This window comes from Paraglaciecola sp. QJM3NY_14, assembly GCF_056173245.1.
Genome location: NZ_CM149664.1, coordinates 1386134 through 1413133 on the forward strand (window position 1 = coordinate 1386134; position 27000 = coordinate 1413133).

At 44.6% G+C, this 27000-nt stretch carries 28 protein-coding genes; 20 read left to right on the forward strand and 8 right to left on the reverse strand.

Annotated elements, in window-relative coordinates:
* The 3 genes from AC0VYA_RS05865 to AC0VYA_RS05875 all read right to left on the reverse strand — a co-directional run bounded on the left by AC0VYA_RS05865 (position 1) and on the right by AC0VYA_RS05875 (position 2313).
* Positions 1-1050 (reverse strand): potassium channel family protein, encoded by a 1050-nt coding sequence (locus tag AC0VYA_RS05865; RefSeq protein ID WP_475490380.1) that lies wholly within the window; start codon positions 1048-1050, stop codon positions 1-3.
* Positions 1051-1227: 177 nt separating this feature from the next.
* Positions 1228-1908: a PspA/IM30 family protein gene (locus tag AC0VYA_RS05870; protein ID WP_011574081.1), complete on the reverse strand. Its 681-nt coding sequence runs from the start codon at positions 1906-1908 to the stop codon at positions 1228-1230.
* Between the two features lie 15 nt (positions 1909-1923).
* Positions 1924-2313, reverse strand: a complete 390-nt coding sequence (locus AC0VYA_RS05875; protein ID WP_011574082.1) for a YjfI family protein — start codon at positions 2311-2313, stop codon at positions 1924-1926.
* Between the two features lie 186 nt (positions 2314-2499).
* On the opposite strand from AC0VYA_RS05875, the gene AC0VYA_RS05880 reads away from it, so the two are divergent.
* The 6 genes from AC0VYA_RS05880 (at position 2500) to secF (ending at position 8621) form a co-directional block, all read left to right on the forward strand.
* On the forward strand, positions 2500-2808 hold the full coding sequence (locus AC0VYA_RS05880) for a DUF6471 domain-containing protein (protein WP_011574083.1): 309 nt from the start codon (positions 2500-2502) through the stop codon (positions 2806-2808).
* Positions 2809-3044: 236 nt separating this feature from the next.
* The gene (gene queA / locus AC0VYA_RS05885; RefSeq protein WP_475490381.1) at positions 3045-4085 is read left to right on the forward strand and encodes a tRNA preQ1(34) S-adenosylmethionine ribosyltransferase-isomerase QueA; all 1041 of its coding nucleotides are present in this window, start codon (positions 3045-3047) and stop codon (positions 4083-4085) included.
* A gap of 180 nt (positions 4086-4265) precedes the next feature.
* Positions 4266-5378: a tRNA guanosine(34) transglycosylase Tgt gene (gene tgt / locus AC0VYA_RS05890; protein WP_011574085.1), complete on the forward strand. Its 1113-nt coding sequence runs from the start codon at positions 4266-4268 to the stop codon at positions 5376-5378.
* 30 nt (positions 5379-5408) lie between these two features.
* Positions 5409-5747: a preprotein translocase subunit YajC gene (gene yajC / locus AC0VYA_RS05895; protein WP_006992085.1), complete on the forward strand. Its 339-nt coding sequence runs from the start codon at positions 5409-5411 to the stop codon at positions 5745-5747.
* A 77-nt stretch (positions 5748-5824) separates the two neighbouring features.
* Complete coding sequence (gene secD, locus AC0VYA_RS05900; RefSeq protein ID WP_011574086.1) at positions 5825-7669, forward strand: protein translocase subunit SecD; 1845 nt, start codon at positions 5825-5827, stop codon at positions 7667-7669.
* Positions 7670-7679: 10 nt separating this feature from the next.
* The gene (gene secF / locus AC0VYA_RS05905; protein WP_011574087.1) at positions 7680-8621 is read left to right on the forward strand and encodes a protein translocase subunit SecF; all 942 of its coding nucleotides are present in this window, start codon (positions 7680-7682) and stop codon (positions 8619-8621) included.
* Between the two features lie 257 nt (positions 8622-8878).
* Here secF and suhB read toward each other — a convergent pair whose 3' ends face one another.
* The gene (suhB, locus tag AC0VYA_RS05910; protein WP_011574088.1) at positions 8879-9658 is read right to left on the reverse strand and encodes an inositol-1-monophosphatase; all 780 of its coding nucleotides are present in this window, start codon (positions 9656-9658) and stop codon (positions 8879-8881) included.
* A 236-nt stretch (positions 9659-9894) separates the two neighbouring features.
* On the opposite strand from suhB, the gene gloA2 reads away from it, so the two are divergent.
* The 12 genes from gloA2 (at position 9895) to AC0VYA_RS05970 (ending at position 18357) form a co-directional block, all read left to right on the forward strand.
* Entirely contained in the window at positions 9895-10278 is a 384-nt protein-coding gene (gene gloA2, locus AC0VYA_RS05915) for an SMU1112c/YaeR family gloxylase I-like metalloprotein (RefSeq protein ID WP_475490382.1), read from the forward strand.
* Between the two features lie 33 nt (positions 10279-10311).
* Positions 10312-10467: a hypothetical protein gene (locus AC0VYA_RS05920; RefSeq protein WP_475490383.1), complete on the forward strand. Its 156-nt coding sequence runs from the start codon at positions 10312-10314 to the stop codon at positions 10465-10467.
* Positions 10468-10816: 349 nt separating this feature from the next.
* Complete coding sequence (trmJ, locus tag AC0VYA_RS05925) at positions 10817-11542, forward strand: tRNA (cytosine(32)/uridine(32)-2'-O)-methyltransferase TrmJ (protein ID WP_473479104.1); 726 nt, start codon at positions 10817-10819, stop codon at positions 11540-11542.
* A 2-nt stretch (positions 11543-11544) separates the two neighbouring features.
* Positions 11545-12348: a serine O-acetyltransferase gene (cysE, locus tag AC0VYA_RS05930; RefSeq protein ID WP_011574092.1), complete on the forward strand. Its 804-nt coding sequence runs from the start codon at positions 11545-11547 to the stop codon at positions 12346-12348.
* A 125-nt stretch (positions 12349-12473) separates the two neighbouring features.
* A complete protein-coding gene (gene iscR, locus AC0VYA_RS05935; RefSeq protein ID WP_006992093.1) occupies positions 12474-12959 on the forward strand; it encodes a Fe-S cluster assembly transcriptional regulator IscR in 486 nt (161 codons plus the stop codon).
* 16 nt (positions 12960-12975) lie between these two features.
* Positions 12976-14199 carry an IscS subfamily cysteine desulfurase gene (locus tag AC0VYA_RS05940; protein WP_475490384.1) on the forward strand — a complete coding sequence of 408 codons (1224 nt, stop codon included), beginning with the start codon at positions 12976-12978 and terminating at the stop codon, positions 14197-14199.
* Positions 14200-14262: 63 nt separating this feature from the next.
* The gene (iscU, locus tag AC0VYA_RS05945; protein ID WP_011574094.1) at positions 14263-14643 is read left to right on the forward strand and encodes a Fe-S cluster assembly scaffold IscU; all 381 of its coding nucleotides are present in this window, start codon (positions 14263-14265) and stop codon (positions 14641-14643) included.
* A 25-nt stretch (positions 14644-14668) separates the two neighbouring features.
* Positions 14669-14992, forward strand: a complete 324-nt coding sequence (iscA, locus tag AC0VYA_RS05950) for an iron-sulfur cluster assembly protein IscA (protein ID WP_006992096.1) — start codon at positions 14669-14671, stop codon at positions 14990-14992.
* A gap of 134 nt (positions 14993-15126) precedes the next feature.
* The gene (hscB, locus tag AC0VYA_RS05955; protein WP_475490385.1) at positions 15127-15654 is read left to right on the forward strand and encodes a co-chaperone HscB; all 528 of its coding nucleotides are present in this window, start codon (positions 15127-15129) and stop codon (positions 15652-15654) included.
* A gap of 20 nt (positions 15655-15674) precedes the next feature.
* Positions 15675-17543: a Fe-S protein assembly chaperone HscA gene (gene hscA / locus AC0VYA_RS05960; protein WP_475490386.1), complete on the forward strand. Its 1869-nt coding sequence runs from the start codon at positions 15675-15677 to the stop codon at positions 17541-17543.
* A 46-nt stretch (positions 17544-17589) separates the two neighbouring features.
* Entirely contained in the window at positions 17590-17928 is a 339-nt protein-coding gene (gene fdx / locus AC0VYA_RS05965; RefSeq protein ID WP_006992099.1) for an ISC system 2Fe-2S type ferredoxin, read from the forward strand.
* Positions 17929-18066: 138 nt separating this feature from the next.
* The gene (locus tag AC0VYA_RS05970; protein ID WP_011574097.1) at positions 18067-18357 is read left to right on the forward strand and encodes a YebG family protein; all 291 of its coding nucleotides are present in this window, start codon (positions 18067-18069) and stop codon (positions 18355-18357) included.
* A gap of 158 nt (positions 18358-18515) precedes the next feature.
* Here the strand turns inward: AC0VYA_RS05970 and olsF are convergent, their stop codons facing one another.
* From olsF to map, 4 genes are all read right to left on the reverse strand, one after another.
* On the reverse strand, positions 18516-20291 hold the full coding sequence (olsF, locus tag AC0VYA_RS05975; protein ID WP_475490387.1) for a bifunctional ornithine lipid synthase OlsF: 1776 nt from the start codon (positions 20289-20291) through the stop codon (positions 18516-18518).
* A 109-nt stretch (positions 20292-20400) separates the two neighbouring features.
* Positions 20401-21219, reverse strand: coding sequence for a UDP-2,3-diacylglucosamine diphosphatase (locus AC0VYA_RS05980; protein ID WP_475490388.1), 819 nt, complete (start codon positions 21217-21219; stop codon positions 20401-20403).
* 135 nt (positions 21220-21354) lie between these two features.
* The gene (glnD, locus tag AC0VYA_RS05985) at positions 21355-23967 is read right to left on the reverse strand and encodes a [protein-PII] uridylyltransferase (protein ID WP_475490389.1); all 2613 of its coding nucleotides are present in this window, start codon (positions 23965-23967) and stop codon (positions 21355-21357) included.
* Between the two features lie 147 nt (positions 23968-24114).
* A complete protein-coding gene (map, locus tag AC0VYA_RS05990; protein WP_011574101.1) occupies positions 24115-24906 on the reverse strand; it encodes a type I methionyl aminopeptidase in 792 nt (263 codons plus the stop codon).
* A gap of 311 nt (positions 24907-25217) precedes the next feature.
* Between map and rpsB the strand changes: the two genes are divergently transcribed.
* Positions 25218-25949, forward strand: a complete 732-nt coding sequence (gene rpsB, locus AC0VYA_RS05995; RefSeq protein ID WP_011574102.1) for a 30S ribosomal protein S2 — start codon at positions 25218-25220, stop codon at positions 25947-25949.
* Between the two features lie 132 nt (positions 25950-26081).
* Positions 26082-26954, forward strand: coding sequence for a translation elongation factor Ts (gene tsf / locus AC0VYA_RS06000; protein WP_011574103.1), 873 nt, complete (start codon positions 26082-26084; stop codon positions 26952-26954).
* The last annotated feature ends 46 nt before the right edge of the window (positions 26955-27000 follow it).

Below are 27000 nucleotides of genomic sequence, written 5' to 3' on the forward strand. Positions count from 1 at the left end.
TTATTCCTCAGAAAAACGTTGCCATTCGATTTTTTTGATCCTGGCTTTCGCGATATAAAACACCTTGTCACCCGGCGATAGCTGCTCATCCAGATCAGGATTGACTTGTATGTTCAATCTATCATCGCGCTTAGCCGTGCCGATAAGCGTTGCATTGTAACGAGATTTCAACTGATTGAATGCCAAACCAACCTGCACAGGAGACATTTTAAGGGGAAGGGTATCTGAATACTGCGCTTGGCCTTCGGCCACACTAAGTAAGTCGTGATGTAATACGCTTGAACCCGGATCGAATGCTGATTTTGCCAGCATCTCTATCGCAACACTCGGCGTGCACTCAACATTCGGGCAGTGGCGCTGGAGGAGGTTGGCTAACGTTTCATCAGTGAAGTAAGCGACCATTTGCGCATTAGGATTACGTTGGCTGCAATAAAGTGCAGTGGTCATGGTTAAATCATCTTCTGGGTTATCCATTAAAACGACTTTGGCGTCGGCAATACAAGCTCGGTCCATGTCTTTGTCGTTACTAAAACTATTAACCTTCACAAATTCGATTTTATCTGGCATCGGGTTAGTAATATCGGCGCGAACACACAATACAATCGTCGGGCGTTCGTCCACGGCTTCTCGCTCGCGTAGCAGTAAATCGAGTAATCTAAGCGTACGTTGCTCGTTCCACCCGAGTACCAGAATATGATTAGATACTGATAAACTTTGCAAACCTTTTACTCCTTTTACCCACTGAAATGATACCCAAGACGCAACCCGACCAATCACTAATGCAAAAAAACTCAAGCCAACAGGTATTACATATAAAGAGACTATGTATTTTCCTGCGGCGGTTGTCGGCGACAAATCTCCGTAGCCCACTGTTGAGCCTGTAACCACCAACCAATAAATGAAATCAGTGCTGTTTGTTAGTGAATCTTCATTTGCGAGCGCCATTAAGCACCAGCTCGAAACAGTGTAAAAACTTAACGCAATCAGTAAGGTGTACCAACGCATCTCAGAAAAATACTGAGACAGCATTTTACGTATCTTTATAAACATGGCGTTAAATTCAGGTTATTGTTATTTCGAGATATTCTTTCATATCCCAGGACATTAGCCAACGTAAGTCATTCCGCAGTCAGCACTAACTGTGTAAACGTAATAAATACAATAAACCCACAGATAAAAAAATGGCCAGCCTGTAACTGCGGGCTGGCCATTCAAATAATACGCAAGCTATTTGCCTAAAATGCGGCTTAACTCATCATCAGCAGAGGTTTGTCCGCCTTTGATACCGGCTTGAGCCAAACGTTTCTCTAGGTCGTCGCTTGATTCTTCAGTCGCAAGTTCTTGCGCTGCTTGTAGCTCTGCATCGCGCAATGTCTGCTTGTCTTGAATACGCTGCAACGACTCGGTGGCGGTTTTCATTTTGCTGTTCGCACCCAAGTGACGTGACGACACAGCGACCTGTGCTTTTTGCACAGACTCAGTGGCCTTTACCATGTCGACCTGCTGCTCTAAACGTCGTAGGTTAGCTTTTGCTTGACTGATATTGCCCGCCAACTGCTTCTCAGATTGCTTAAACTGATCTAAGTATTTTTGTTCACCTTCTTGTTCCGCTTTCAAGTCACTGACTTTTTGAGCGCAGTCAAGGGCTAGTTGGCGATCTGAATCTATCGCTTTGCGAGCATGGGCTTCGTATTGCTCAATAGAAGATTGCAAGCTGGCGACTTTCTGCTCAGACAATTTGCACTTAGCCAAAATTTGCGTGCGTGCATGATCTGACTTACGCAGCTCGTCTTTTGCTTCACGGATCTCTTGTTCAAGGATACGGATTGCTTGGCTGTCTACCACTGTTTGTGCTGCTTCTGTGGCACCACCTTTAACGGCAGTTACTAATTTTCTCCAAACTGACATAATGTCACTCCTCGATTAAAGTAAATGTTCTGCATAAGCATCTAAAAATGCTTCTACATTTTGAAATAAGGTTTGCACTTCGATCGTAATGCTCTGTGCTTTCGATTGAGAACTTAAAGAGCCAAACGCTGTGTAATACTCATCGCCAGCCACATTCGAAATACCCACAGTGGTCAGCGGGAAAATCATATGGGTTTTTAAAATCTCTTCGTTCAATGCGATTTTGTCTTTCACCTCTTTGACAGAAAAGAGTAAAGACTCAACTAGAATTTGTTCTCCGCTTATCGCTAACCAAGCATCAACACCGTCGCTGTTGGCAATTAATAAACAATTTTCTTCGCGGGTAACAACGAGATCTTGGTTGTCACTAAAAAGGGCCTCAAGTTGATTAAGATCCCATGTCATGGCTACTCTCCTGTATGGCTAATGACCGTTGTTCGAATGTGTCTCAACATTTCGTTGAGCTTGTTGGCAAAACTCGGGCTTAGTGTAGTCAGGTGAAAAACAATTAGTCAAATGTTATTTTCAACATTTGATATTTATTTGTCACTAATGTAAATTATACGTCACATTTGTATCGTTGGAATAGTTATGCAAAATCATTCGGATGGTCTGACAGCAAAACAGACAAATAGTGCCTCCGCAGATTGGCGTCAAGTGGTTCAGCGCCTATTAAAAGCGGAAATGTCTAAGCGCGGTGTTAAGTATCAGGATCTCAGTGAACGCCTAGTATCAATTGGGGTGAACCAAAGCGCAGACAACCTGCGCAACAAAGTGAATAAAGGAATATTAGGCGCCGATTTGTTGTTACAAATCATGTATGTGCTTAATATGCGCCGTATCGAACGGGATGATATCGTGGATATGTTTAGCGACATGGGGCAAGATCTCTCGCGGTAGCGATGTAAAAATTTTCCGAGCTTGCAGAACACGACCAAAAAATACAGACAAAAAAAAGCCCAACGCAAAAGTCGCTGGGCAAAATAACAGTCAGGAGAAACGTCAATAATAAATAAACTGTTGATGTTATTTTAGCCGCAATATGCAAAGTCACAAGTTGGTTAGCGTATACCAAGGTGATTGCAGGTATTAATTATTATACGTAAAATAACGGGCTACATTTCCCAGGATAATATATGAAAGTTTCTGAATTCCAGTTTGATTTACCTGAAGCCCTCATTGCGCGTTACCCCACTAAAGAGCGGACCGCGAGTCGATTAATGCACTTAGCCACAACAGGCTTGTCGCATTTGCAATTCACTGACGTGGTGAACTTGATTAATCCAGGCGATTTACTGATCTTCAATAATACTCGCGTCATACCTGCACGGTTACTCGGGCAAAAAGCCTCTGGCGGTAAAGTAGAAGTGTTGATTGAGCGCATTATTGACGAACACCATGTTTTAGCCCATGTACGCGCCAGTAAATCTCCTAAAGAGGGCACGCAACTATTACTTGAGGGCAAAGTGGAAATGGAAATGGTAGGGCGTCAAGACGCACTATTTACATTAAAGCTGCTTAACCCTGAGCCTATTCTTGAGATACTCGAACAATATGGGCATATGCCGCTACCGCCCTATATTGATCGCCCTGATGAAGAGTCTGACAAAGAGCGTTATCAAACGGTATACAATGAGAAACCAGGAGCCGTCGCCGCGCCTACCGCAGGTTTACACTTTGACGACGTCATTTTGAAGCAATTACGAGATAAAGGCGTAAACACAGAATTTGTGACCTTGCATGTTGGGGCTGGAACCTTTCAGCCAGTGCGGGTTGATAACATTCTAGAGCACCAGATGCACTCTGAGTATGCAGAGGTGCCGCAAAACGTTGTTGATGCTATTGCTAAAACCAAAGCGGCGGGTAAACGCGTGATCGCTGTGGGCACTACGTCGGTAAGATCGTTAGAGTCAGCAGCGAAAGCAGCATTAGAAAATGGCACTGCGCTGGCGCCGTTTTTCAGTGACACAGACATTTTTATTTATCCTGGCTATAAATTTCAGGTGATTGATGCCATGTTAACCAACTTTCATCTATCAGAATCGACGCTCATTATGTTAGTCAGCGCCTTTGCTGGAAAAGAAAATGTGATGAATGCGTACCAAGAAGCTATTGCCCAGCAATACCGCTTTTTCAGCTATGGCGATGCCATGTTCATTGAGAAAAACCAAGACTGATATCCGGATTGTTATCAATACCTACGTTAGGCGAATAAATAGTGCGTTATTAGTTTTTATTCGTAGACGCAATTCGTATATAATCCGGCCACTTTTTGTCAGCAACTCGCTTGTTAGGCATTGAATATCACCTAAGACGAGAACACGCTGGTGGGCACGCCCTGTCAGCAGGAAGTATTTATGCAATTTGAATTAGATAACACAGACGGAAAGGCGCGCCGCGGCCGTCTTAAATTTGACCGAGGCATAGTTGAAACGCCTGCGTTTATGCCAGTTGGCACATACGGCACGGTTAAAGGCATGACGCCTGAAGAGCTTGATGAAACGGGCGCGCATATATGCTTAGGGAATACCTTTCATTTAATGCTACGCCCTGGCACTGAAATCATTAAACAGCACGGCGATTTACATGATTTTATGCATTGGCAAAAACCTATCCTCACGGATTCAGGTGGTTTTCAGGTATTTAGCCTCGGGGATTTGCGTAAAATCACCGAAGAAGGGGTAACTTTCCGCTCGCCAATCAACGGTGAAAAAATCTTACTGACCCCTGAAAAATCGATGCAAGTGCAACGTGATTTGGGCTCTGACATCGTGATGATTTTCGACGAATGTACGCCGCACCCAGCGACTGAGAGCGAAGCACGCCAGTCGATGGAATTGTCATTACGCTGGGCCAAGCGCAGTAAAGCGGAACATGGCGACAACCCATCAGCGCTATTCGGTATCATACAAGGTGGTATGTACGAAGGATTACGTGACGTATCCCTTAAAGGTTTAGAAGACATTGGCTTTGATGGCTATGCCATTGGTGGCTTGTCAGTAGGCGAGCCAAAAGAAGACATGATCCGCATTTTGGATCACACCACAGACAAAATCCCAGCGCACAAGCCGCGTTATTTAATGGGCGTGGGTAAACCGGAAGATCTGGTAGAAGGTGTGCGCCGCGGAGTCGACATGTTTGATTGCGTTATGCCTACTCGTAATGCTCGAAATGGTCACCTTTTTGTCACCAGTGGCATTGTCAAAATTCGCAATGCAGCCCATAAAACCGATACGAGTCCACTAGACGATAAATGTGACTGTTACACTTGTAAAAATTATTCTCGGTCATATCTACATCACTTGGACAAATGTAACGAAATATTAGGCGCGCGTTTAAATACTATTCATAACTTGCGATATTATCAGCGTGTTATGCAAGGGTTGCGTGATGCAATTGCCGAACAGAAGTTAGATGAATTCGTTGCGGATTTCTACGCACAAAAAGATATGCCGGTACCGGCGCTATAACAACAAAACTTAACAAACTATGGGGAATTTATGAGCTTATTTATCTCTGATGCACATGCACAGGCAGCACCAGGCGGTGCAACAGGCGGCGGTTTTGAAATGCTGATCATGCTCGGCGTATTCGGTTTAATCTTTTACTTTATGTTATACCGCCCACAAGCAAAACGTGTAAAAGAGCATAAAAACTTGGTTAGCTCGTTGAGCAAAGGCGATGAAGTTTTGACCCAAGGTGGCATGGTTGGTCGTATCGTGAAAGTATCAGAAGAAAAGGACTTTCTTGAGATTGCACTAAACGATACAACCAACATCGTTGTACAAAAATCTGCTATCTCAGCTGTGTTGCCAAAAGGCACAATGAAAGCGATTTAAAATGAGTTACCTTAAATAAAGCGGGCGATTGCCCGCTTTATTTATGTTTACGACATTCAAAATGGAAGGATTTTTACGTGTTAAACCAAACTCCGTTATGGAAGTATCTTGTACTGATTTTTATCGTCGGTATGTGTGCTCTATACGCCACTCCCAATTTGTACGGTGAAGACTATGCCGTTCAAATCTCAGCCGGCCGCAATGCCAGTGTCGATGAGTCACTGCTAAGCAAAGTTACAGAAACATTATCTAGCGAGAATATAGAAACAAAAAATATCGCTTTAGATAATGAACAAATTTTAGTTCGCTTGACCAATTCTGATAGTCAACTTATCGCGCGAGAAACCCTGCAACGAGCATTAGGTGATGACTACTACGTGGCCATGAACCTAGCTCCAGACACGCCAGCATGGCTTGAAGCCATTGGCGGTGCACCTATGAAGCTTGGGCTCGATTTGCGCGGTGGTGTGCACTTCCTAATGGAAGTGGACATGAACTCAGCAGTCAATAAGTCTTTTGAAGATATGGTATCCGATTTTAGAAGTGCACTTCGTGAAGAAGGTATTCGCTATCGCACAGTGCGCCAAGTTGAAGGTGGAGTGGAAATATTCTTCCGTGACCAAGATACCCTAGATAAGGCAGAGTTTTTTTTACGTAACCGTAATCGTGACTTGGTTTTCACTGAGAAAAATGACCTGAAAATCGTGGTCAGTATGTCAGAGCAGAAGCTTGCTGAAACCCGTGATTACGCGGTAAAGCAGAACATCACCATAATCCGTAACCGGGTAAACCAACTGGGTGTAGCTGAGCCAAGTGTACAAAAGCAAGGCGTTGACCGCATCGCTGTGCAATTACCTGGCATACAAGATACTGCCCGTGCTAAAGAAATTCTAAATGCAACGGCGACCTTGGAATTCCGCTCTGTAGATTTAGACCATGATGTACGTGATGCTGTTGCTGGGCGTGTACCTGCAGGCTCTGAACTGGTGCTCGACCAGCAAGGTCAGCCGCAACTGCTGAAAAAGAAAATCATTCTGACCGGTAACCACATCATTGATGCTAACTCTAGCGCAGATGAGTACGGTATTCCTCAGGTGAATATTTCACTTGATTCTAAAGGTGGCAGTAAGATGTCACAGTTTACCAAAGACAGTATTGGTAAGCCGATGGCGACCGTCTTCATTGAATATAAATCAACGGGTGAGCGAGATGCTAACGACAAGCTGATTTTTGAAGCGAAGCGTGAAGTGATCAGTATCGCTACCATTCAAGCGCGCTTGGGCAGTAGTTTCCGTATTACCGGGTTAGATTCGCCACAAGAAGCGCATAACCTGTCGCTACTACTCAGAGCTGGTGCACTGATAGCACCTATTCAAATCGTAGAAGAGCGCACCGTTGGGCCAAGCTTAGGTAAAGAGAACATCGCACTGGGTACACAAGCCATCATTTGGGGCTTTGTCGCAGTACTAATCTTTATGCTGATTTACTACAAAGCATTTGGTTTGGTCGCGAACCTTGCTCTGACTCTAAACCTAGTGATGATCGTTGGCATTATGTCGATGATACCGGGCGCGACATTATCGCTACCTGGTATGGCCGGGATCGTGTTAACGGTCGGTATGGCGGTTGATGCAAACGTTCTGATATTCGAGCGTATCCGAGAAGAACTACGGGAAGGGCGCAGCCCCCAACAGGCAATTCATCACGGTTATGACAGTGCATTCTCGACCATTCTTGATGCCAACATTACAACCTTCATTGCGGGTCTGATTCTGTTTGCTGTGGGCACAGGCCCAATTAAAGGCTTCTCGATCACGTTAATGATTGGTATTGCCACTTCCATGTTTACCGCTATTTTTGTTACCCGTGCTGTTGTAAATGCATGGTGTGGTGGTAAGCCTTTGAAAAAATTATCAATATAGGAGCGCTGACATGCAATTGCTAAACATGAAAGAAACCGTTGGCTTTATGTCGTTGCGCGTTCCCGCAGCGATACTATCCGCGTTACTGGTTATCGGCTCTCTGGTATCCCTTGGTGTTAACCAGCTTAATTGGGGTTTGGACTTCACCGGCGGTACGCAGATTGAAATGCGATATGAAGGTGTGGCTAACTTAGACGCGGTTCGCGCTGAGTTAACTCAAGCCGGCTTTGTTGAGCCTACAGTGCAAAACTACGGTAGCAGCCAAGACATACTAATACGCATTGCTCCAATGGAAGGCGTGAAGAACGTTGAAATTGGCGACAGGGTAGTTGCTGCGTTGCAAGCTGCCGATCCAAGCGTTGAAAAACGCGGTATCGCTTTTGTTGGGCCAAATATTGGTGATGAACTTGCAGAACAGGGCGGGTTAGCCATGCTGGTTTCTTTGCTTTGTATTCTGGTATACGTAGCAATGCGATTCGAATGGCGTTTTGCTTTGGGCTCAGTTGTGGCACTTGCCCACGACGTGATCATCACATTAGGTTTGTTCTCAATTCTACAACTGGAATTCGACTTAACGGTACTGGCCGCTGTATTGGCAGTAATCGGTTATTCCTTGAATGATACGATTGTGGTATCAGATAGGATCCGTGAAAACTTCCGTAAAATCCGCAATTCAGAAACCGAAGAGATCATTAATATTTCACTGACCCAGACTTTGAACCGTACCATTATTACCTCGTTAACGACGATATTGGTATTGATGTCATTGTTCTTCTTGGGCGGAGCAACCATTCATGGTTTTGCGACTGCGTTACTGTTTGGTGTGATAATCGGTACGTATTCGTCTATCTACGTTGCCAGCTTAGTGGCGCTATGGTTAGGTGTAAGCCGCGAAGACTTGATGCCAACTGAGATTGAAAAAGAAGGCGCTGACCAAGAGTCAATGCTGTAGAAAATTAGATTACCCATAAGGGTAAACAGAGTTGCGCATCGAGAGCCGTTTGATTAACCATTAAGCGGCTTTTTTAGTGGTGTGTTTATGCTAACACTGTCTACCCAGTACTCAGTATTCAATACCCGGTACTTAGTACTCAGCTTTTGAATGCGAAGATTGGTCGTATTTTTTAGCCAAAAAAAAAGCGAGCCATAGGGCTCGCTTTAAAAAGGTCATACGTTCTTAAGCCATTACACTTTTAACCTATTACAACCTTAAGCTTTCAAATTCTTGACTAGGGTTTGCACGACTTTAGCGCTTCCAGCAACGATGTCACCGTTATGCATAGGGTCGTTATTACCTTTGAAATCTGTTACCAGGCCGCCAGCTTCACGAACGAGAAGTTCACCCGCTGCAATATCCCATGGCTTCAAGCCACTCTCCCAGTAACCGTCGTAACGACCAGCGGCTACGTAGGCTAAATCCAGAGCAGCTGAACCACTACGGCGCACATCACCCGCTTGGAAAAAGATGTTACGGAAGCTTTCAAGATAAGTTGGTAATGCATCTTTGTTTTTGTATGGAAGTGCGGTGGCAAGGATCGTTTGGTTCAACTCTTTTGCTTTACTAGCACGAATACGGAAACCGTTAAGTTGAGCGCCAGCGCCTTTGCTTGCGGTAAATAGTTCGCCACGAATAGGATCGAACACAACCGCCTGGTCTAAACGACCTTTATGCATTAAAGCGATGGATACTGCGAAGTGGGGAATACCCTTGATAAAATTAGTGGTGCCATCTAGCGGGTCAATGATCCATTTGTAATCAGTGTTGCTACCTTCTACTACGCCGCCTTCTTCACCCACGAAACAATGGTCAGGGTAAGATTGTTGAATTTTGCGAATAATTGCTTGCTCGGCTTCTTTATCGACGCGAGTAACGAAGTCGTTACTGCCCTTGGCTTCAATCATTAATTCAGATTGATTTTCAAAACCACGGGCAATGACGTTGCCCGCAGAACGCGCCGCGCGCACTGCTATATTCAGCATAGGATGCATAGTAAAACCACCAATTTTTAAAAGAACGTTAAGATAAAGAATTTGTCACTCGCCTTGCTTTTGCTAGCAAGTGAACAAAAAATCGCCGCGCAGTTTACCAAACTACAGAATATTCGCAATCATAATCTGGATTTATAGCAAACTATGTTAGCGTAAGCGCTCTTTGATATCTTCAAGTGTACTGGGTGAGGACACTTGATAACTCGTACCTGATAATGGCCAATAGAGAGTACTCAATGTTAAAACGCATTCATCACGTCGCTGTCATTTGTTCTGACTATGCACGCTCAAAGCATTTTTATACCGAAATTCTAGGGTTGAGCATTATTGCTGAAAACTACCGAGCGCATCGTGATTCTTATAAATTAGATTTAGCGCTGCCTGATGGCGGGCAGATTGAGCTTTTTTCATTCCCTGGGGCTCCAGAGCGCCCGAGTCGCCCAGAAGCACAAGGCTTACGGCACCTAGCGTTTGTGGTGGATGATGTTGAAACCACAGCGGCTTTCTTGACGGCGAAGGGCGTTGAGGTAGAGGAAATCAGGATTGATGAATATACCCTCAAAAAATTCACCTTTTTCGCCGACCCAGATGGTTTACCGTTGGAGCTTTATCAAGCATAAATACAATGTTGCCCCTAAGGAAAGTGTGATGAAGTGTTTGTTGGCGTTAGCATTTGCACTACAGCGTGTGACGCAGATACCCAGTTGCTGCTAAATTCAGATGATACCTACATGCTTGTTAACAGTCCTCAAGCAGGCGCTAACGAGGCCAAGCAAGATGAGTACAACTTAACCGCCAACAAACGTTGATTTCTGGCTTTTGGAATGTCACTCAATATCCTTACGTGCAGTTAAGCGGGCCGGGAAATCACCCTTGAGTTGCGCCGTTCGAAGTGGAAACTCATGACGAAATAGAGTTTGGGGTGGCGGTAGAAAACACTTATTTGAAGCCTTTGAGTGACTATGAACGCTTTGCTTCTTGCCAATTTTATAAAGGGGCTGTGGACTGACGTTCGGTCGAATTTTCAACCTTAGAACGCCTTAACATTTTTTGTAGCATGTGGATCACTCTGCGCACCGCGCCTACACTACTTTTGCACGCAAAATGTGCTATTATCCGCGCCCTAAAATCTCCATAAATCACAGATAATCCTTTGCTATGCTAGAAAATATTAAAATCGTACTGGTTAATACATCCCACACCGGCAATATTGGTTCAACAGCGCGCGCCATGAAAACCATGGGCTTGAGCCAATTGGTTTTGGTTGATCCAGTATCACCGCCCGACGGTAAATCTAGCGCGTTAGCTGCTGGGGCTGGGGATGTTCTGGCCAACGCGAAAATTGTCTCCACCGTGGCAGAAGCAGTAGCGGATTGTGGTTTAGTGGTCGGCACAAGTGCCCGTTCGCGAACGTTATCTTGGCCTATGCTTGAACCTCGCGAATGCGGTGAAAAGTTAGTATCCGAAGTGCCTAAATATCCTGTTGCCTTAGTATTTGGCCGTGAGAACAACGGCTTGAGTAACGAGGAGCTACAGCAATGCCATTTTCATGTATGTATTCCCGCCAATCCTGAATATAGCTCGTTGAACTTGGCTGCAGCTGTACAAACACTGTGTTACGAAATTCGCATGGCGCATCTTAATGAGACGCGACGAGAGACGAGTGTGCAGGAAGAATACCCGCTGGCGGATGATCTTGAAGGCTTTTATAGCCATTTGGAACAAACCCTTCACAAAACGAATTTCATCATTCCGCAACATCCAGGTATGGTCATGACCAAATTACGTCGCTTGTTCAATCGTGCTCGTCCTGAAACCCAGGAGCTGAACATATTGCGCGGCATATTGGCATCTATCGAAAAGTCCAGCAAAGACAATACATAACAATGTTCGAACGTATTAAAGAAGATATCCAGAGTGTATTTCACCGCGACCCAGCAGCGCGCAATACGTTCGAGGTTTTGACGAATTACCCAGGGCTGCATGCCATTTGGTTTCATCGTTTAAGTCATCGGTTATGGAAGGCCAATTGGCGCTGGTTAGCTCGCAGCTTATCAACGTTCTCCCGTTGGGCGACAGGAGTGGAAATACATCCTGGCGCTAAGCTTGGCCGTCGCTTCTTTATAGATCACGGTATGGGTGTGGTGATAGGTGAAACCGCAGAGATTGGCGATAACGTTACCCTATACCATGGCGTCACCCTTGGTGGTACTTCTTGGAGCGCCGGTAAGCGTCACCCCACTTTAGAAGATAATGTCGTGATTGGGGCAGGGGCTAAGATTCTTGGGCCTATCACTATGCACAAAGGCGTGAAGGTGGGCTCCAATTCTGTTGTGGTAAAGGATGCCCCTGAGAACGCCACCGTTGTGGGTATACCTGGTCGCATCGTGATGCCAAGCGCGAACAAAGAACAGAACGGCCACCGGGCTAAAATTGCCCGTAAGTATGGCTTCGATGCCTATGCTATTTCAGATGAAAACCCTGATCCTGTCGCAAATGCTATTGGATTAATGCTTGATCATGTTCACCTTATTGATACCAAAGTGGAAGAAATGTGTAAAGAGATCAATAACATGGGAGGGACTGTTTGCGGTAAATCACTACCCACCCTTGAAATTGATAGCTTTGGCGATCATTTAACGACGGCGGAAAAAGAATCGGCAAAAGCGTCATTCGATCCGCAAATTTAGCGTTGTTGATGGATGACTCAGTAAAAAACAGCACTCTAATACTTGACTAAAACAGTAGGATAAATACTTGACTAAAATAGTCGGGTTTGGGACAATAGCTGCAAGTTTTTAGCTAGGTGTTCAGAATGAAATTAACTTCTAAAGGTCGTTACGCTGTTACAGCAATGCTGGATGTAGCCTTACATTCACAGCGCGGTCCCGTGTCGTTAGCAGATATATCTGAGCGCCAAGAAATATCGTTATCTTATTTAGAGCAACTTTTTTCACGTTTACGCCGAGAAAAATTGGTAGACAGTGTGCGTGGGCCAGGCGGCGGTTACAAGTTGGGCCGCCAACCTAGCGACATTCCTATCGGTGAGGTCATTCGTGCCGTAGACGAGTCAGTTGATGCAACGCGTTGTCAAGGTCAGTCAGATTGCCAAGGTGGTGAGCGCTGTTTAACCCACAGCTTGTGGCAAGATTTAAGTGAGCGCATCAGCCTTTTTCTCGATGGCATTACTCTTGGAGAACTCATGGCGCAGCACGACGTGAAATTAGTAGCAGACAGACAAGATAAAACGAAACACCTCAATTATATTGCCGGCAACGAAATCGAAGTGAGCCTGCAGTAAATAAGCGGAGTAGACAATGAGCGACATTAAGTTACCAATTTATTTAGATTATTCATCAACCACCCCGGTTGACCCTCGTGTTGCTGCCAAAATGGCAGAGTGTTTAACCAACGAAGGCAACTTTGGTAACCCTGCATCGCGTTCTCACCGTTTCGGTTGGGTAGCAGAAGAAGCAGTCGACGTTGCTCGTAATCAAATTGCTGATTTGATCAATGCAGATCCTCGTGAAATTGTTTTCACCTCTGGCGCAACAGAATCAAATAACCTTGCAATTAAAGGCGCTGCACATTTTTACGGCAAAAAAGGTAAGCACCTCATCACAGTGAAAACTGAGCATAAAGCCGTACTTGATACGTGCCGCCAGTTAGAGCGTGAAGGGTTTGAAGTGACGTATTTAGATCCTGAGCCAAATGGTTTGATTGATATCGAAAAATTCACAGCGGCCATCCGCCCAGACACGATTCTTGCTAGTGTGATGCACGTAAACAACGAGATTGGCGTGATCCAAGACATCGCTGCTATCGGAGAAGTGTGCCGCGAGCGTAAAGTGTTGTTCCATGTTGACGCTGCGCAAAGCACAGGCAAAGTGGCAATCGATTTACAAGCGCTGAAAGTAGACATGATGTCTTTCTCAGCACATAAATCTTACGGTCCTAAGGGGATTGGAGCACTTTACGTTAGTCGTAAGCCTCGCGTTCGTCTTGAAGCGCAAATGCACGGTGGCGGCCATGAGCGTGGTATGCGCTCTGGTACCATGGCAACTCATCAAATTGTAGGTATGGGTGAAGCATTCCGTATAGCACAGGAAGAAATGGCCACCGAGAACGAACGTATTCTAATGCTACGTAATCGCTTATGGGATGGAATCAAAGATATTGAAGCGGTTTACATCAATGGTGACATTGAACAACGCGTTGCAGCGAACTTAAATGTGAGTTTTGCATTCGTTGAAGGTGAGTCTTTGATCATGGCCCTTAAAGATATGGCCGTATCATCTGGTTCAGCTTGTACATCAGCCAGCTTAGAGCCGTCTTATGTACTTCGCGCGCTTGGTTTGAATGATGAATTGGCCCATAGCTCAATTCGTTTCACAATCGGCCGTTTTACCACCGAAGCTGAAATCGATCATGTGATAAGCGTAGTACGTAACGCAATCGACAAATTACGTGATATGTCTCCTTTGTGGGATATGTACAAAGAAGGCATTGATTTGAATACCGTTGAGTGGGCACACCACTAGTATTTGAATAATTTATAGAATTCACAGTAAGGCGAAATCGTCTTCACAAATGAGGTAACCATCATGGCTTACAGCGAAAAAGTAATCGATCACTACGAAAATCCACGTAACGTAGGTGGTTTTGACAAGAATGACCCTAGCATTGCAACCGGTATGGTTGGCGCACCAGCATGCGGTGACGTAATGAAATTGCAATTGAAGATTGGTGCTAATGGCATTATCGAAGATGCAAAATTCAAAACTTATGGCTGTGGCTCGGCGATTGCGTCTAGCTCATTAGTTACTGAATGGGTTAAAGGTAAATCAATTGACGATGCCGTGAAGATTTCGAACATGGACATTGCAGAAGAACTTGCCTTACCACCAGTAAAAATTCACTGCTCTATTTTGGCAGAAGACGCTATTAAAGCAGCCGTTGAAGATTACAAAAAGAAACACCAGTAAACGTTAAACGAAAGAGGAGACCATAGTGGGAATTAAAATTTCTGAGGCTGCGGCACAACGAGCATCTAGCTTTCTGCAAAACAGAGGCTCAGGGCTAGGCTTGCGCTTAGGAGTCAAAACCACGGGTTGTTCTGGTTTAGCGTATGTGTTGGAATTTGTCGACGAGTTAAACGAAGATGACCATGTTTTTGAAGATAATGGCGTTAAAATCATTATCGATGGTAAAAGCTTGGTGTACTTAGACGGTACCGAACTAGATTTTGCCAAAGAAGGCCTGAACGAAGGGTTCCAGTTTAATAACCCTAACGCAAACGGCGAATGTGGCTGCGGCGAAAGTTTTAACGTATAGGTTTGCTATACGTGGCTATCAAAGAAGCAGGCTAACAGGCCTGCTTTTTATTAACGACGATTAAGACGTATCACGATGTAGACGCTTCCATTGTCTACACCTTCATAGGCCAAACTCAAAAGACGCTAATTGATATGAATTATTTTGCGCTATTCAACCTGACGCCTTCATTCGATGTAGACAAAGCGGCGCTTGCAGCGACGTACCAACAACTACAAAAACTCACGCATCCAGATAGGTTTGCTACCGCCAGCGAGCGCGACAAACTCATTGCTTTGCAAAAAAATGCGCAAGTTAATGACGGCTATCAAGTCTTAAAAACACCTCTGAGTCGTGCTGAGCATATGTTGGAGCTACGCGGTGTAGAATTACAGCATGAGCAAAAAACCATGCAAGACGGTGCATTTTTAATGCAGCAAATGGAATGGCGTGAACAATTAGACGATGCTCAACATGCTAGCGATCCACTTACTGCCCTTGAGTCTTTAGACGACGAAGTAGCGGCGGATATTAAGCGGTTGTTGAGTGAGCTTGGGGTTTTTCTCGAGCAATCCGATGATGCGGCGAATGAAAATGCTGCAAATCTGGTACGTAAGCTGAAGTTTTTATTTAAGCTACGTCACGAAATTGAAATCAAAGAAGACGCGTTAAGCGACTTTTGAACAACTAAACGGTTTTTATAATGGCATTACTCCAAATTGCAGAACCTGGCCTGAGCGCGGCACCTCACCAACGTAAACTTGCCGTGGGTATTGATTTAGGCACAACAAATTCTCTAGTGGCGACTGTTCGCAGTGGTCAGGCAGAGACGTTGGGAGACAACAATAACCAACACCTTTTGCCTTCAGTGGTCAGTTACACCGCTGATCAAGTGGTGGTGGGTGAGCAGGCTAAGCATGATGCTAGCCTTGACCCTGCAAATACCATTGTTTCAGTAAAACGTTTCTTGGGTCGTAGTCTCAATGATATTCGCCGCAGTTATCCAGACTTGCCTTATGATTTCGATGAGTCAAACCCGAACTCGCCGTTGCTGAATGTTACCGGCCGTCAAGTGAATCCAGTTGAGGTGTCATCTGAAATACTCACCACCCTGCGTTTACGTGCAGAACAGAGCTTGGGTGAAGAGCTAAGCGGTGCTGTGGTAACGGTTCCTGCGTATTTCGATGATGCGCAGCGCCAAGGCACTAAAGATGCCGCGCAACTAGCGGGATTAAAAGTGTTGCGGCTATTAAACGAACCCACAGCGGCCGCTATCGCTTACGGCTTAGACACTGCCCAAGAGGGCGTGATTGCCGTTTATGACTTGGGTGGCGGCACATTTGATATTTCTATTTTACGCTTGAGCAAAGGGGTATTCGAGGTATTAGCCACTGGCGGTGATTCAGCATTAGGCGGCGATGATTTTGATCACATGATTGTTAAGCATTTTCGCCAGCAGCTTGGCCTAGAGGGGGCGTTGTCAAAACGTTTGCATCGGGTCCTATTGGACAAAGCAAAGTTTGCTAAAGAGTCCTTGAGCGACAATGACACTGTTACAGTGGATTTTGCCGATGACGAGCAAAAGCTTCTCAGCTTATCTATTAGTCGAGAAACCTTTCAAGGTTTAATTGCTGACTTAACGAAAAGTACATTACGCGCGTGTCGCAGGGCGCTGAAAGACGCCGAGTTAGAAAAAGACGAAGTGCTAGAAGTCGTCATGGTTGGCGGTTCAACTCGCGTACCTTATGTGCGTGAGCAAGTGGGCGAATTCTTCGGCCGAACCCCTTTAACCTCTATTGATCCTGATAAAGTGGTGGCCATTGGCGCCTCTATTCAAGCTGATATTCTAGTAGGTAACAAGCCTGACGGTGAAATGCTGTTACTGGACGTATTACCACTGTCTCTTGGCTTAGAAACTATGGGCGGTTTGGTTGAGAAAGTCATTCACCGTAATACCACTATTCCTGTGGCGAAAGCGCAAGAATTTACGACATTCAAAGATGGCCAGACGGCTATGATGATCCACGTGTTGCAAGGTGAGCGCGAATTGGTTGACGACTGCCGTTCGCTAGCAAAATTCACGTTGCACGGTATACCGCCGATGGCGGCTGGCGCTGCGCACATTCGAGTCACCTTTCAGGTAGATGCAGACGGTCTGCTTAACGTGATGGCGATGGAGAAATCCAGTGGCGTTCAAGCTGAGATCCAAGTTAAACCCTCTTATGGATTAGACGAATCACAAATCAGCGACATGCTTAAAGCGTCCATGCAGAATGCCACAGGCGACATGCAGGCCCGCATGTTGAAAGAGCAACAGGTAGAAGCTGCAAGAGTACATGAAGCCCTACAAGCTGCGCTGAATGCAGATGGAGCTGAGCTATTGAGTGCGGCGGAAATCGGCACTATTCAAGCTAGCCTAGAAGTATTAGATATCGCAGGCAAAAACGATGATATCGATGCGATAAAGCAAGCGATTAGCGCAGCCGATGCAGCGAGTCAAATATTCGCAGAAAAACGTATGGATCACTCGATCAAAAAGGCACTGGCCGGTCATACGGTCGACAGCATTTAATTTTATTTAGCGTCAGAATTAATTTTTCGATTTAAGGAAACAACAGATGCCACAAGTTATATTTTTACCTCATGCTGAGCTTTGCCCAGACGGTGCCGTACTCGAAGCGCCTTCTGGCACAACAGTATTGGATGTTGCTTTGAAAAACGGTATAGGCATTGAGCATGCTTGTGAAAAGTCATGCGCCTGTACCACCTGCCACGTCATTGTGCGTGAAGGGTTTGAATCGCTTGACGAGAGTGATGAGTTAGAAGACGACTTACTCGACAAAGCCTGGGGGCTAGAGCCTGATTCGCGTTTAGGTTGCCAAGCTATTATTAAAGATGAAGATTTAGTGGTTGAGATCCCTCGTTACACTGTTAATCAGGTTAGTGAAGGGCACTAATCGCTAATTGTGATTTTGCTTTAACAAAAACCAGCCAAAAGCTGGTTTTTTTATATGTGCACGGCGGTAAAAATGAACTGTACATAAAAACAGGTGTTGTGCTATATTTTGTACAGACACGCAATTGAGGATACAAATATGGCCATTATTACCAGATACGTCGTTGAGCATAAAGGGGTTGAAAAGTTTGTGACCGCAGATAAAAAAGAAGCCGATAAGTACGACAAAATGCTAGAAGTAGCAGACAACCTAGCCGAGTACATTGAAGCTAAGGGGATGAAGTTCGAAGCTGATGTTTTAGAGGATTTGGCGATCATGCTGTCTAAAAATAAAGATGCGGTTGGCAAGATGTTCAAAGGTACTGAGGCAAAGTCTGTACTGTCTGACGAAAAAGCTGAAGTAGTCGCCCTTAGTAAAAAGAAAGCCTAAAGATCAGGGCTCAATCACGGCTCAATACTGAGAACTTATACCCACTTCAGTAAACAATGAATCGCTGAGCGAAAATTTATAAATGTAAGCTAAAAGGCGCCCGTCAGGTCGCCTATGGCTGCTCAGTAGATGGCTCTTTATCACTTAGAAGCATAAGATTAACTTGCTTTTTTTAATGTCATTTCTTTAGTTTCTCCCTTGCTGTTAGGGGCATCTTTTTCTTCTTTAGCAGCATTGTGCGGCATATAACGCGCTTTTTTCTTCGCTTTGAGCATATGAATATCCGCTAAGACTAGACCATCAATACAATTGCCAAAATCAGCATCAATATTAAAGTCTAGAAAATGAATGCCGCCGTCGTCATAGGTTTCCGTATATTGTTTATACAGCGTCGGAACCGCCACTCCCATGTTGGCCAGCATATGCTTTAGTTGGGTAAAATCTTTCTTATAATCACCGCCTGTAAAACTTTCAGCTAAATCGGTTGCCAAATGATAGGGGGTTTTAGAGGTGGCAATAGTGTCTTTGTGGGTAAAATACAAGCGGTAAAATTGTACTAACAAATCTTTGGCCGCTTTAGGGTAGGTATCGCTCAAGGAGACAGGTCCGAACAAGTAGCGATAGTCAGGGTGGCGCTGCAAAAATGCCCCTATGCCGTACCATAAGTAATCTAAGCTACGTTTACCCCAATACCTGGGCTGTACAAAACTTCGGCCGAGCTCAAGTCCTTTTTCAAAATACGGCTGCATTGCGTCGGTATAATTGAATAGCGTGGCTGAGTACAAACCATCGGTTCCGGTTTGTGCCAGTAACTTTTTAGCATCACCAAAGCGATAAGCGCCGGCAATTTCTAGATCGTCTGGATCCCACAGAATCAAATGAAAATACTGGGTATCGTATTGATCAATATCACGTCTGCGGTGACTGCCTTCGCCTACTGCACGAAAGGCTATTTCACGCAGGCGTCCAATTTCGCGCATGATGGGCGAACTTCCCGTGTATTGATATAGATAGATTGCTTTGCCATCGGTGGTTTCCCCTAAATGCTCACAATCACGTTTTATTGCACGGCTCAGCTCAGTGCGGTTTTCTGGCATGGCGATGGCTTTTTGGGTGGCAAAAATGCCTTGTTTGCCCATGCCGATGCGATAAAGGTGTTTTTTGAGTAATTTAACTTGCTGGATGCGATTAATTTTATCATTGGCATAGGATTCAAATGGGATTACTTCGCCAATACGCATGGGCAAATGGTTACGCTTTTGTTTAAACATTTCTGTGACCAGTAGCATGGCCGCCAATGGCTTATACAGCATGGATACACCATAAAATAGGGGGGAGTTTTTAGCATCAATAAATACTGGCAGGATAGGGGCTTTTGCTTGACGCGCAATACGCAAAAAGCCGCTATGCCAATGGGTATCCCGCACTCCCTGAGGGCGCAGCCTAGACACCTCCCCCGCAGGGAATATAAGTAGTGCGCCTTCTTGCTCTAAATGCTGCTGAATGTTGTGAATATGATCTTTTGCGGTGCCGCCGTCCATGTTATTGACCGGTAACAACATGCAGTGTAACGGGTCGATTGTCATCAACATTTGATTTGCCACGACTTTTACATCAGTTCTGATTTCGCTAACCAATTTTATGAGGGCTAGGGCGTCTAACGAGCCGATGGGGTGATTGGCAATAATAACCAAGCGGCCTTGGCTTTGAATATGCTCACGCTCGTTATCACGCACCGAATAGCTAACATTGAAGTATTCAAGAACTTGTTCAACGAATTCAAGACCTTGGTGGTGCGGATAGCTCTGAGCAAACTCGTTCATTTCTCGCTCATGAAGCAAATGTCTTAGTACAAATCCTGCTGACTTAAACAACCACGGCTTTTCAGCCACTTTTGGGTAGTGCTTGTGTAAAACGTCATTAACCGTAAACATAGAGAGTGCCGTTATTGCTGATATTAGGGCTCATACTAGCGACGATGTATGACGATTTGGTGCCAGTTAAATGGCAATTTAATTACAGTACAAAGGACAAAAAAGACCATCAGGCGGCTTTATTTTGGCTTTTTGCTTTGCTCATGCGTAGGTTGAATAGGTTGCTGGCGTGAGCCGTCTGGGTCCAGTAAATCAGCTTCATTTCCCCGCTTGCTAATTCCGTTAAGGCTGAGCAGTTTTCAATCCAGTCTCCATCGTTGTAATAGGTTTTCCCATTGATATTATCAACTTCGGGGTGGTGAATGTGCCCACAAATGACGCCGTCTAAGTCCATCTCCGTCGCGCGGTTAATGCACGCATGCTTATAGCGGCTAATGGCTTTATTAGCCTCTTTTATATGGCTCTTTAAATAGCCTGCCAATGACCAATAGGGGAATTTAAGCGACGCTCGAGCGCGGTTATACCAACGATTAATAAATAATAAAAAGTCATATGCCTTATCGCCTATCCATGACTGTAAAGGGCCGAAGCAAACTTCTTGATCAAACTGATCGCCATGAAGCACCAATAATTTTTTACCGTCTGCGGTGGTGTGAACGGCTTCTCTGGCTATTTCGATTTCACCAAATGTGATGCCATCGTATTTTTGCAATGGAGCATCATGATTGCCGGGCAAAAAGATAACGCGAGTGTCTTCCTTTGATAAACACATGAGTTTGTGCAGCACCTTATTATGCGCCTCAGGCCAGCGGAATTGCTTGCTCATTGCCCACATATCGATAATGTCACCTACTAGGTATAATGTCTCAATAGTTGAGTGCTCTAAAAAGTCGAGCAAGTATTCAGCTTTACAGTCTTTACTGCCTAGGTGAATATCAGACAACCAAACTGTGCGGTAGTGCGCGCGATAAACCAGTGTGTTTTTCATGGTAAAACCCTTTAACTGTTTAGCGCTTAGGCTAAAAGCAGGGTTTTACAGTAAAGTGACGTTAATTTGAAAGTATCATGACAGTGAGCTCTCATTACCGATATATGGCAAAGAGCTCACTGGTGTTGGTGGGTATTAATCTAGGGTGTCGGATAAGCGCTTTTTGAGCTCGATTTCCTGATTTTGTGTCAAGGCTTTGTCGTCACTATTGCTAATGATAAATAAATCTTCAGCCCGCTCGCCGATCGTGGCGATTTTAGCCATACGTAATGAAAACTCCATTTCCACCAATAAGTTGCCCACTTTAGCCAACAGCCCTGGCGCATCTAATGCTTCAAGTTCAACCAGCGTGACATCAGGCTGGCTAGAATAGAACCGCACTTTAGTGGGGACGTCCAGCTGTTTCATTTGACGGGACATTTTACGACGGTTCTGGTGCTCTTCACCCGGTTTGTTTAGCTGATTGGTCACAGCTTCTTTTAAACTGCTTAAGCGACTCGCCGAGTCAATCCTGTCTCCCGATTGTTCCAACACAATGAAGCTATCAAAGACGTAGCCATCATTGGTTTTCATGATCTGCGCATCATGAATCGAACAGTTGCGGCTATCGAGTACAGAAGCAACCTGAGCGAACAAGTTGATTTTATCTTTACCATACACCAGCAATTCTGTACCCGATTTAGCGGTGTGTTCATTGGCTTCAACGAGTAAAAAGTCATCAGTCATAGGATGGGCAGCTAGAATAACGCCCGCATGCCACGCAATTTGATCGGGTTTGAAACGCACAAAGTAATCGTCCGTTAAGCGTTTCCAAAACTGTTCAACTTGGCTTTCATTTACGCCGCGGTTTACCAGTAGTCTTTTTGCTTTGGTCTGATGTTCGTCAATCCTATCTTGCAAAGCAACCTTGCATTCCAAACCGTTATCTAAGGCTTTTTGTGTGAGCAAATACAGTTCACGAAGTAGGGTGGCTTTCCAGTCATTCCATAAGTTGTCATTGGTGGCACGTATATCAGCCAGTGTAAGCACATAAAGGTGATTAAGGTGATTGTGCGTGCGCACATTACCCGCAAATTCGTTGATCACCTCTGGGTCGTATATATCGCGGCGCTGTGCAATAACGGACATCATTAGGTGGCTTTCAACTAACCAAGCGATGAGTTCGGCGTCTTTGTCATTAATGTCATGCATGGTGCAAAACTCGGCGACATCTTTAGCGCCTAATTTAGAGTGGTCACCGTTACGGCCTTTACCAATATCATGAAAGATAGAGGCAATGTATAACAGCTCTGGTTTGTCTAGGTTACGCACGATACGGCTACAACGAGGAAAGCCTGCGTTGCCCTGACTGTATTGATAAACGTTCTTAACTAATCGATGGGTGTGCTCATCGACAGTGTATGCATGAAATAAGTCGAATTGCATCATGCCAACAATATGATCCCATTGCGGTAAATAGGACTGCAAAATACCGTGCTTATGCATGATGTCCCAACCTAAACCAAAGAAATCTGGGTGTTGCATCAGTTCAATAAATAGCGTGCGACAGCGAGGAATTTCGCAGTAATATTGACTATGGAACTTACGACGCGCTAAGCGTAGTTGACTAAGCACGCTTGAATGCAAACCTTCAATTTGCGGCGTATCTGCAATCAGTAGTAAGCATTGCAGAATGTCTTCTGGCTCATTGAATACGTTGTCATGCCGCGTGGCGAGTAGACCATCGGCAATTTCAAAGCTTGGATTGATAATTGAGCGATCTTTGACTTTGATATGCAATACATCGTGTCCAAAGCGTTGCAATAACATTTCGTTAAGCTCACTAATACGCCTTACCGTTCTGAAAAACGATTTCATCATGCGCTCGACAGATGCCTTACCATCATCACCATAACCTAAGCGACTGGCCACATCATTTTGATAATCAAATAACAAACGATTTTCGCTGCGCCCAGCTTGCATATGCAGTGCAAATCTTATGCGCCAAAGATTAGAGCGACACTCTAGTAGCTCTTGGAATTCTTGCTCTGTGAAGTAACCGCGTTCTACCAGTTCCGTGCCCTTCATCACCTTAAAGTGTTTCTTAGCTATCCAACCAATATTTTGTATGTCACGCAAGCAGCCAGGGCTCTCTTTAACATTGGGTTCGAGGTTATAAGAGGTGCCTTTAAATTTAGAATGGCGTATTTGTTGTTCTTTTGATTTAGCGATAAAAAAGTCTTTGCTAGTCCAATAACCGCGCCCATGAAGTTTTTTATTCAGAGTTAAAAAGGTGTCTTGATTACCTGTCAGAAGCCGAGCTTCGACCAAATTTGTCGCTATGGTGACATCACCACGCGCTAGGGAAACGGTTTCCTTTATGGTACGAACTGATTGGCCTATGTCTAAACCAACATCCCACAAAAAGGTGATAAACTGACCTATGGTATTTTGCTGGGCTTGAGAGAGCGAATTAGGGCTAAGTAGCAACAGGTCAATATCTGAATAGGGTTGCAGTTGGCCTCTACCGTAACCGCCTACCGCCACCAATGCTATTTTAGTTTCTTTATGTAAATCGAGCAGTTCCCATGCATGGCATAAAAGAGCATCAACAAAGGTGGCACGACCAAGAACAAGGCTGTCTACATCTACTCGGGTAAACTCACTCTCTAACCAGTCATAACTATCGCTGATGCAGGCTTTAAATGCAGGAATGTCGTCAGTGGATTGAATAAGTTGGATTTGATTTATTAACGTTTGCAAAGACAAGATACGGTCCTTTATTCAATTGGATGACGATTTAATTACACGGATATACTCTTAAGGTTCATCTAATTAAAGCCTAATGACAAATAACTAATTCCGGTAAGAATTAATTATTTATCATAAGCTTAGAAAAGAGTTTACGAATGACGCTTAATGATTAATGACGCGCTCTATTTCCTCATCGTCCCGCAGGGTAAGAATTTCGACCCCGGTTTCGGTCACTAATAAGGTGTGCTCCCATTGAGCGCTAAGGCTGCGATCTTTAGTGACGACGGTCCAGTCATCAGGCAACACTTTAGAGTAGCGTTTACCTGCATTGACCATGGGTTCGATGGTAAAACACATGCCGGCCTCCAATACCTCACCTGTGTTTGGGCGACCATAGTGAACGACCTGAGGTTCTTCATGGAAGTTAGCGCCGATACCGTGGCCACAGTATTCACGTACAATTGAATAGTTATGGCCTTCAGCATGTTGCTGTATGGCGTGCCCAATGTCGCCTAAACGCACTCCCGGCTTTACCATCTTAATGCCGATATAAAGGGCTTCTTGGGTGACGCGGATTAGGCGTTCAGTCATAATGCTTGGTTTGCCAACCACAAACATTTTTGACGTGTCGCCGTGGTAACCGTCTTTTATAACGGTGACGTCAATATTCACACTGTCGCCGTCTTTTAATTTTTTGTCGGCCGGAATACCGTGGCAGATAACATGATTAACAGAGGTACAGATAGACTTAGGAAACGGCGGATTACCGTAATTCAACGGGGCAGGGATGGCCTGTTGTTCATTAACGATGTAATCATGACAAATTTGGTTCAGTTCTTCTGTGGTCACGCCTTTTTTGACATGAGGACCAATCATTTGTAATACATCTGCTGCGAGTCGCCCGGCAACGCGCATTTTTTCAATTTCTTGTGCGGTTTTGATAGTAGCTGGCAAAGCAATGTCCTAATTTTTTCGGGTCTTAATAAATGTGGTTATATCTTAACTTTTCAAGGCGCTGGTGTATAGCGCCTATACCTAAACTTGAATTTCCCTCATTCTCGTGATATAAAGCGCCCCGCTGAAACAACTGTTCATTGATATGTTCTTCTGAACTTGTCATAAAACGGTTATTTACAGCGACTAACTTATATTTAATAACACACATACATCGACACAGTTTTCGGGGTGTTTGTGCAAGATTCGTCTGCACAGATCGAGACCTGGGATGTATGGAGGCCTAACCCCATATTAAGGAAACTAATATAATGGCAAATGTATCAATGCGCGATATGCTTCAAGCAGGCGTTCACTTCGGTCACCAAACTCGTTACTGGAACCCAAAAATGAAACCTTTCATCTTTGGCGCTCGTAACAAAGTTCACATCATCAACTTAGAAAAAACGGTTCCGTTATTCAACAATGCGTTGAATTACATCGGCAGCGTTGCTTCAAAGAAAGGTAAAATCCTTTTTGTTGGTACTAAACGTGCAGCAAGTGATTCAGTTCGTGACGCAGCAGTTAAATGTGACCAGTTCTACGTTAACAAACGTTGGTTGGGCGGCATGTTGACTAACTGGAAAACAGTTCGTCAATCAATCAAGCGCTTGAAAGATCTAGAGCAACAAAGCCAAGACGGTACGTTCGACAAAATCACTAAGAAAGAAGTGCTTATGTTACAACGCGAAATGGCTAAGCTAGAAAACAGCTTGGGCGGGATCAAAAACATGGGCGGTCTTCCTGATTGTCTTTTCGTTGTTGATGCTGATCACGAGCACATTGCGATTACCGAAGCGCGTAACCTTGGTATTCCAGTTGTTTCTATCGTCGACACAAACTCAAACCCAGATGGTGTTGATTACATCATTCCTGGTAACGATGATGCGATCCGTGCAGTTCAACTTTACTTGAACTCTGCTGCTGACGCCGTTATCGAAGGTCGTGAGAAGAACATTGAAGTACAGGCTGAAGAAGGTGAGTTTGTTGAAGCTGCTGAGTAATCAGCCCCTTTAATATTCCTATTGAGTCAGTCTGTTAATGCACAAATGTGCATGACACGAAAATCTAACAGGGGCTAATGCCCCTGTTTTTTAATCCTAATTTAAGTACATTATATTGCTGAGGAAACGACAATGGCAGTGACAGCAGCCCTAGTTAAAGAATTACGCGAGCGTACCGCTGCAGGTATGTTGGATTGTAAAAATGCACTAGTTGAAGCTAACGGTGACATCGAGCTAGCAATCGAAAACATGCGTAAAAATGGCCAAGCAAAAGCGGCTAAAAAAGCAGGTCGTATCGCCGCTGAAGGCGTTATCTTGACCAAAGTTGCTAACGGTGTAGCAACAATGATCGAATTGAACAGTGAAACAGATTTCGTTGCTCGTGACGAAGGTTTCATCGCATTCGGTAGCAAATTGATCGAAGTGGCGTCTGCTAACAAAATCAATGACATTGAAACGTTGAACGATTCAGTGGTTGACGGCGTTAAAGTAAGTGACGCACGTGACACTTTGGTTGCTAAAATTGGCGAAAACATTTCTCCACGTCGTGTTATCTCTGTTGAAGGTGATAACCTTGGCGCATACGTACACGGCGGCCGCATCGGCGTTATCGCTATCCTTCAAGGTGGCGACGAAGAGCTTGCAAAAGACATCGCTATGCACGTTGCAGCAGCTAACCCTCAGTTTGTTAAGCCAACTGATGTACCAGCTGAAGTTGTTGCTAAAGAAAAAGAAATTCAACTTGATATCGCTATGCAGTCAGGCAAGCCTGCTGACATCGCTGAGAAGATGGTTTCTGGTCGCATGAACAAGTTCACTTCTGAAGTAAGCCTAACAGGCCAAGCTTTCATTAAAGATCCTTCAACGTCTGTAGCACAATTGCTTAAAGCGAAAAATGCTGACGTTATTAACTTCGTACGTTTCGAAGTAGGTGAAGGCATTGAGAAGAAAGAAGAAGACTTTGCTGCTGAAGTAGCTGCACAAATGGCCGCTGCTAAGAAATAATTGCGCCATTTGCTTTTGCGAAAAGCTAATGTCATATAAACTATTG

Coding starts and splice junctions, on each gene's coding strand:
- AC0VYA_RS05865 (WP_475490380.1), bottom strand. CDS start 1,050: ATGTTTATAAAGATACGTAAAATGCTGTCTCAGTATTTTTCTGAGATG.
- AC0VYA_RS05870 (WP_011574081.1), bottom strand. CDS start 1,908: ATGTCAGTTTGGAGAAAATTAGTAACTGCCGTTAAAGGTGGTGCCACA.
- AC0VYA_RS05875 (WP_011574082.1), bottom strand. CDS start 2,313: ATGACATGGGATCTTAATCAACTTGAGGCCCTTTTTAGTGACAACCAA.
- AC0VYA_RS05880 (WP_011574083.1), top strand. CDS start 2,500: ATGCAAAATCATTCGGATGGTCTGACAGCAAAACAGACAAATAGTGCC.
- queA (WP_475490381.1), top strand. CDS start 3,045: ATGAAAGTTTCTGAATTCCAGTTTGATTTACCTGAAGCCCTCATTGCG.
- tgt (WP_011574085.1), top strand. CDS start 4,266: ATGCAATTTGAATTAGATAACACAGACGGAAAGGCGCGCCGCGGCCGT.
- yajC (WP_006992085.1), top strand. CDS start 5,409: ATGAGCTTATTTATCTCTGATGCACATGCACAGGCAGCACCAGGCGGT.
- secF (WP_011574087.1), top strand. CDS start 7,680: ATGCAATTGCTAAACATGAAAGAAACCGTTGGCTTTATGTCGTTGCGC.
- suhB (WP_011574088.1), bottom strand. CDS start 9,658: ATGCATCCTATGCTGAATATAGCAGTGCGCGCGGCGCGTTCTGCGGGC.
- gloA2 (WP_475490382.1), top strand. CDS start 9,895: ATGTTAAAACGCATTCATCACGTCGCTGTCATTTGTTCTGACTATGCA.
- trmJ (WP_473479104.1), top strand. CDS start 10,817: ATGCTAGAAAATATTAAAATCGTACTGGTTAATACATCCCACACCGGC.
- cysE (WP_011574092.1), top strand. CDS start 11,545: ATGTTCGAACGTATTAAAGAAGATATCCAGAGTGTATTTCACCGCGAC.
- iscR (WP_006992093.1), top strand. CDS start 12,474: ATGAAATTAACTTCTAAAGGTCGTTACGCTGTTACAGCAATGCTGGAT.
- AC0VYA_RS05940 (WP_475490384.1), top strand. CDS start 12,976: ATGAGCGACATTAAGTTACCAATTTATTTAGATTATTCATCAACCACC.
- iscU (WP_011574094.1), top strand. CDS start 14,263: ATGGCTTACAGCGAAAAAGTAATCGATCACTACGAAAATCCACGTAAC.
- hscB (WP_475490385.1), top strand. CDS start 15,127: ATGAATTATTTTGCGCTATTCAACCTGACGCCTTCATTCGATGTAGAC.
- hscA (WP_475490386.1), top strand. CDS start 15,675: ATGGCATTACTCCAAATTGCAGAACCTGGCCTGAGCGCGGCACCTCAC.
- fdx (WP_006992099.1), top strand. CDS start 17,590: ATGCCACAAGTTATATTTTTACCTCATGCTGAGCTTTGCCCAGACGGT.
- AC0VYA_RS05970 (WP_011574097.1), top strand. CDS start 18,067: ATGGCCATTATTACCAGATACGTCGTTGAGCATAAAGGGGTTGAAAAG.
- olsF (WP_475490387.1), bottom strand. CDS start 20,291: ATGTTTACGGTTAATGACGTTTTACACAAGCACTACCCAAAAGTGGCT.
- AC0VYA_RS05980 (WP_475490388.1), bottom strand. CDS start 21,219: ATGAAAAACACACTGGTTTATCGCGCGCACTACCGCACAGTTTGGTTG.
- rpsB (WP_011574102.1), top strand. CDS start 25,218: ATGGCAAATGTATCAATGCGCGATATGCTTCAAGCAGGCGTTCACTTC.
- tsf (WP_011574103.1), top strand. CDS start 26,082: ATGGCAGTGACAGCAGCCCTAGTTAAAGAATTACGCGAGCGTACCGCT.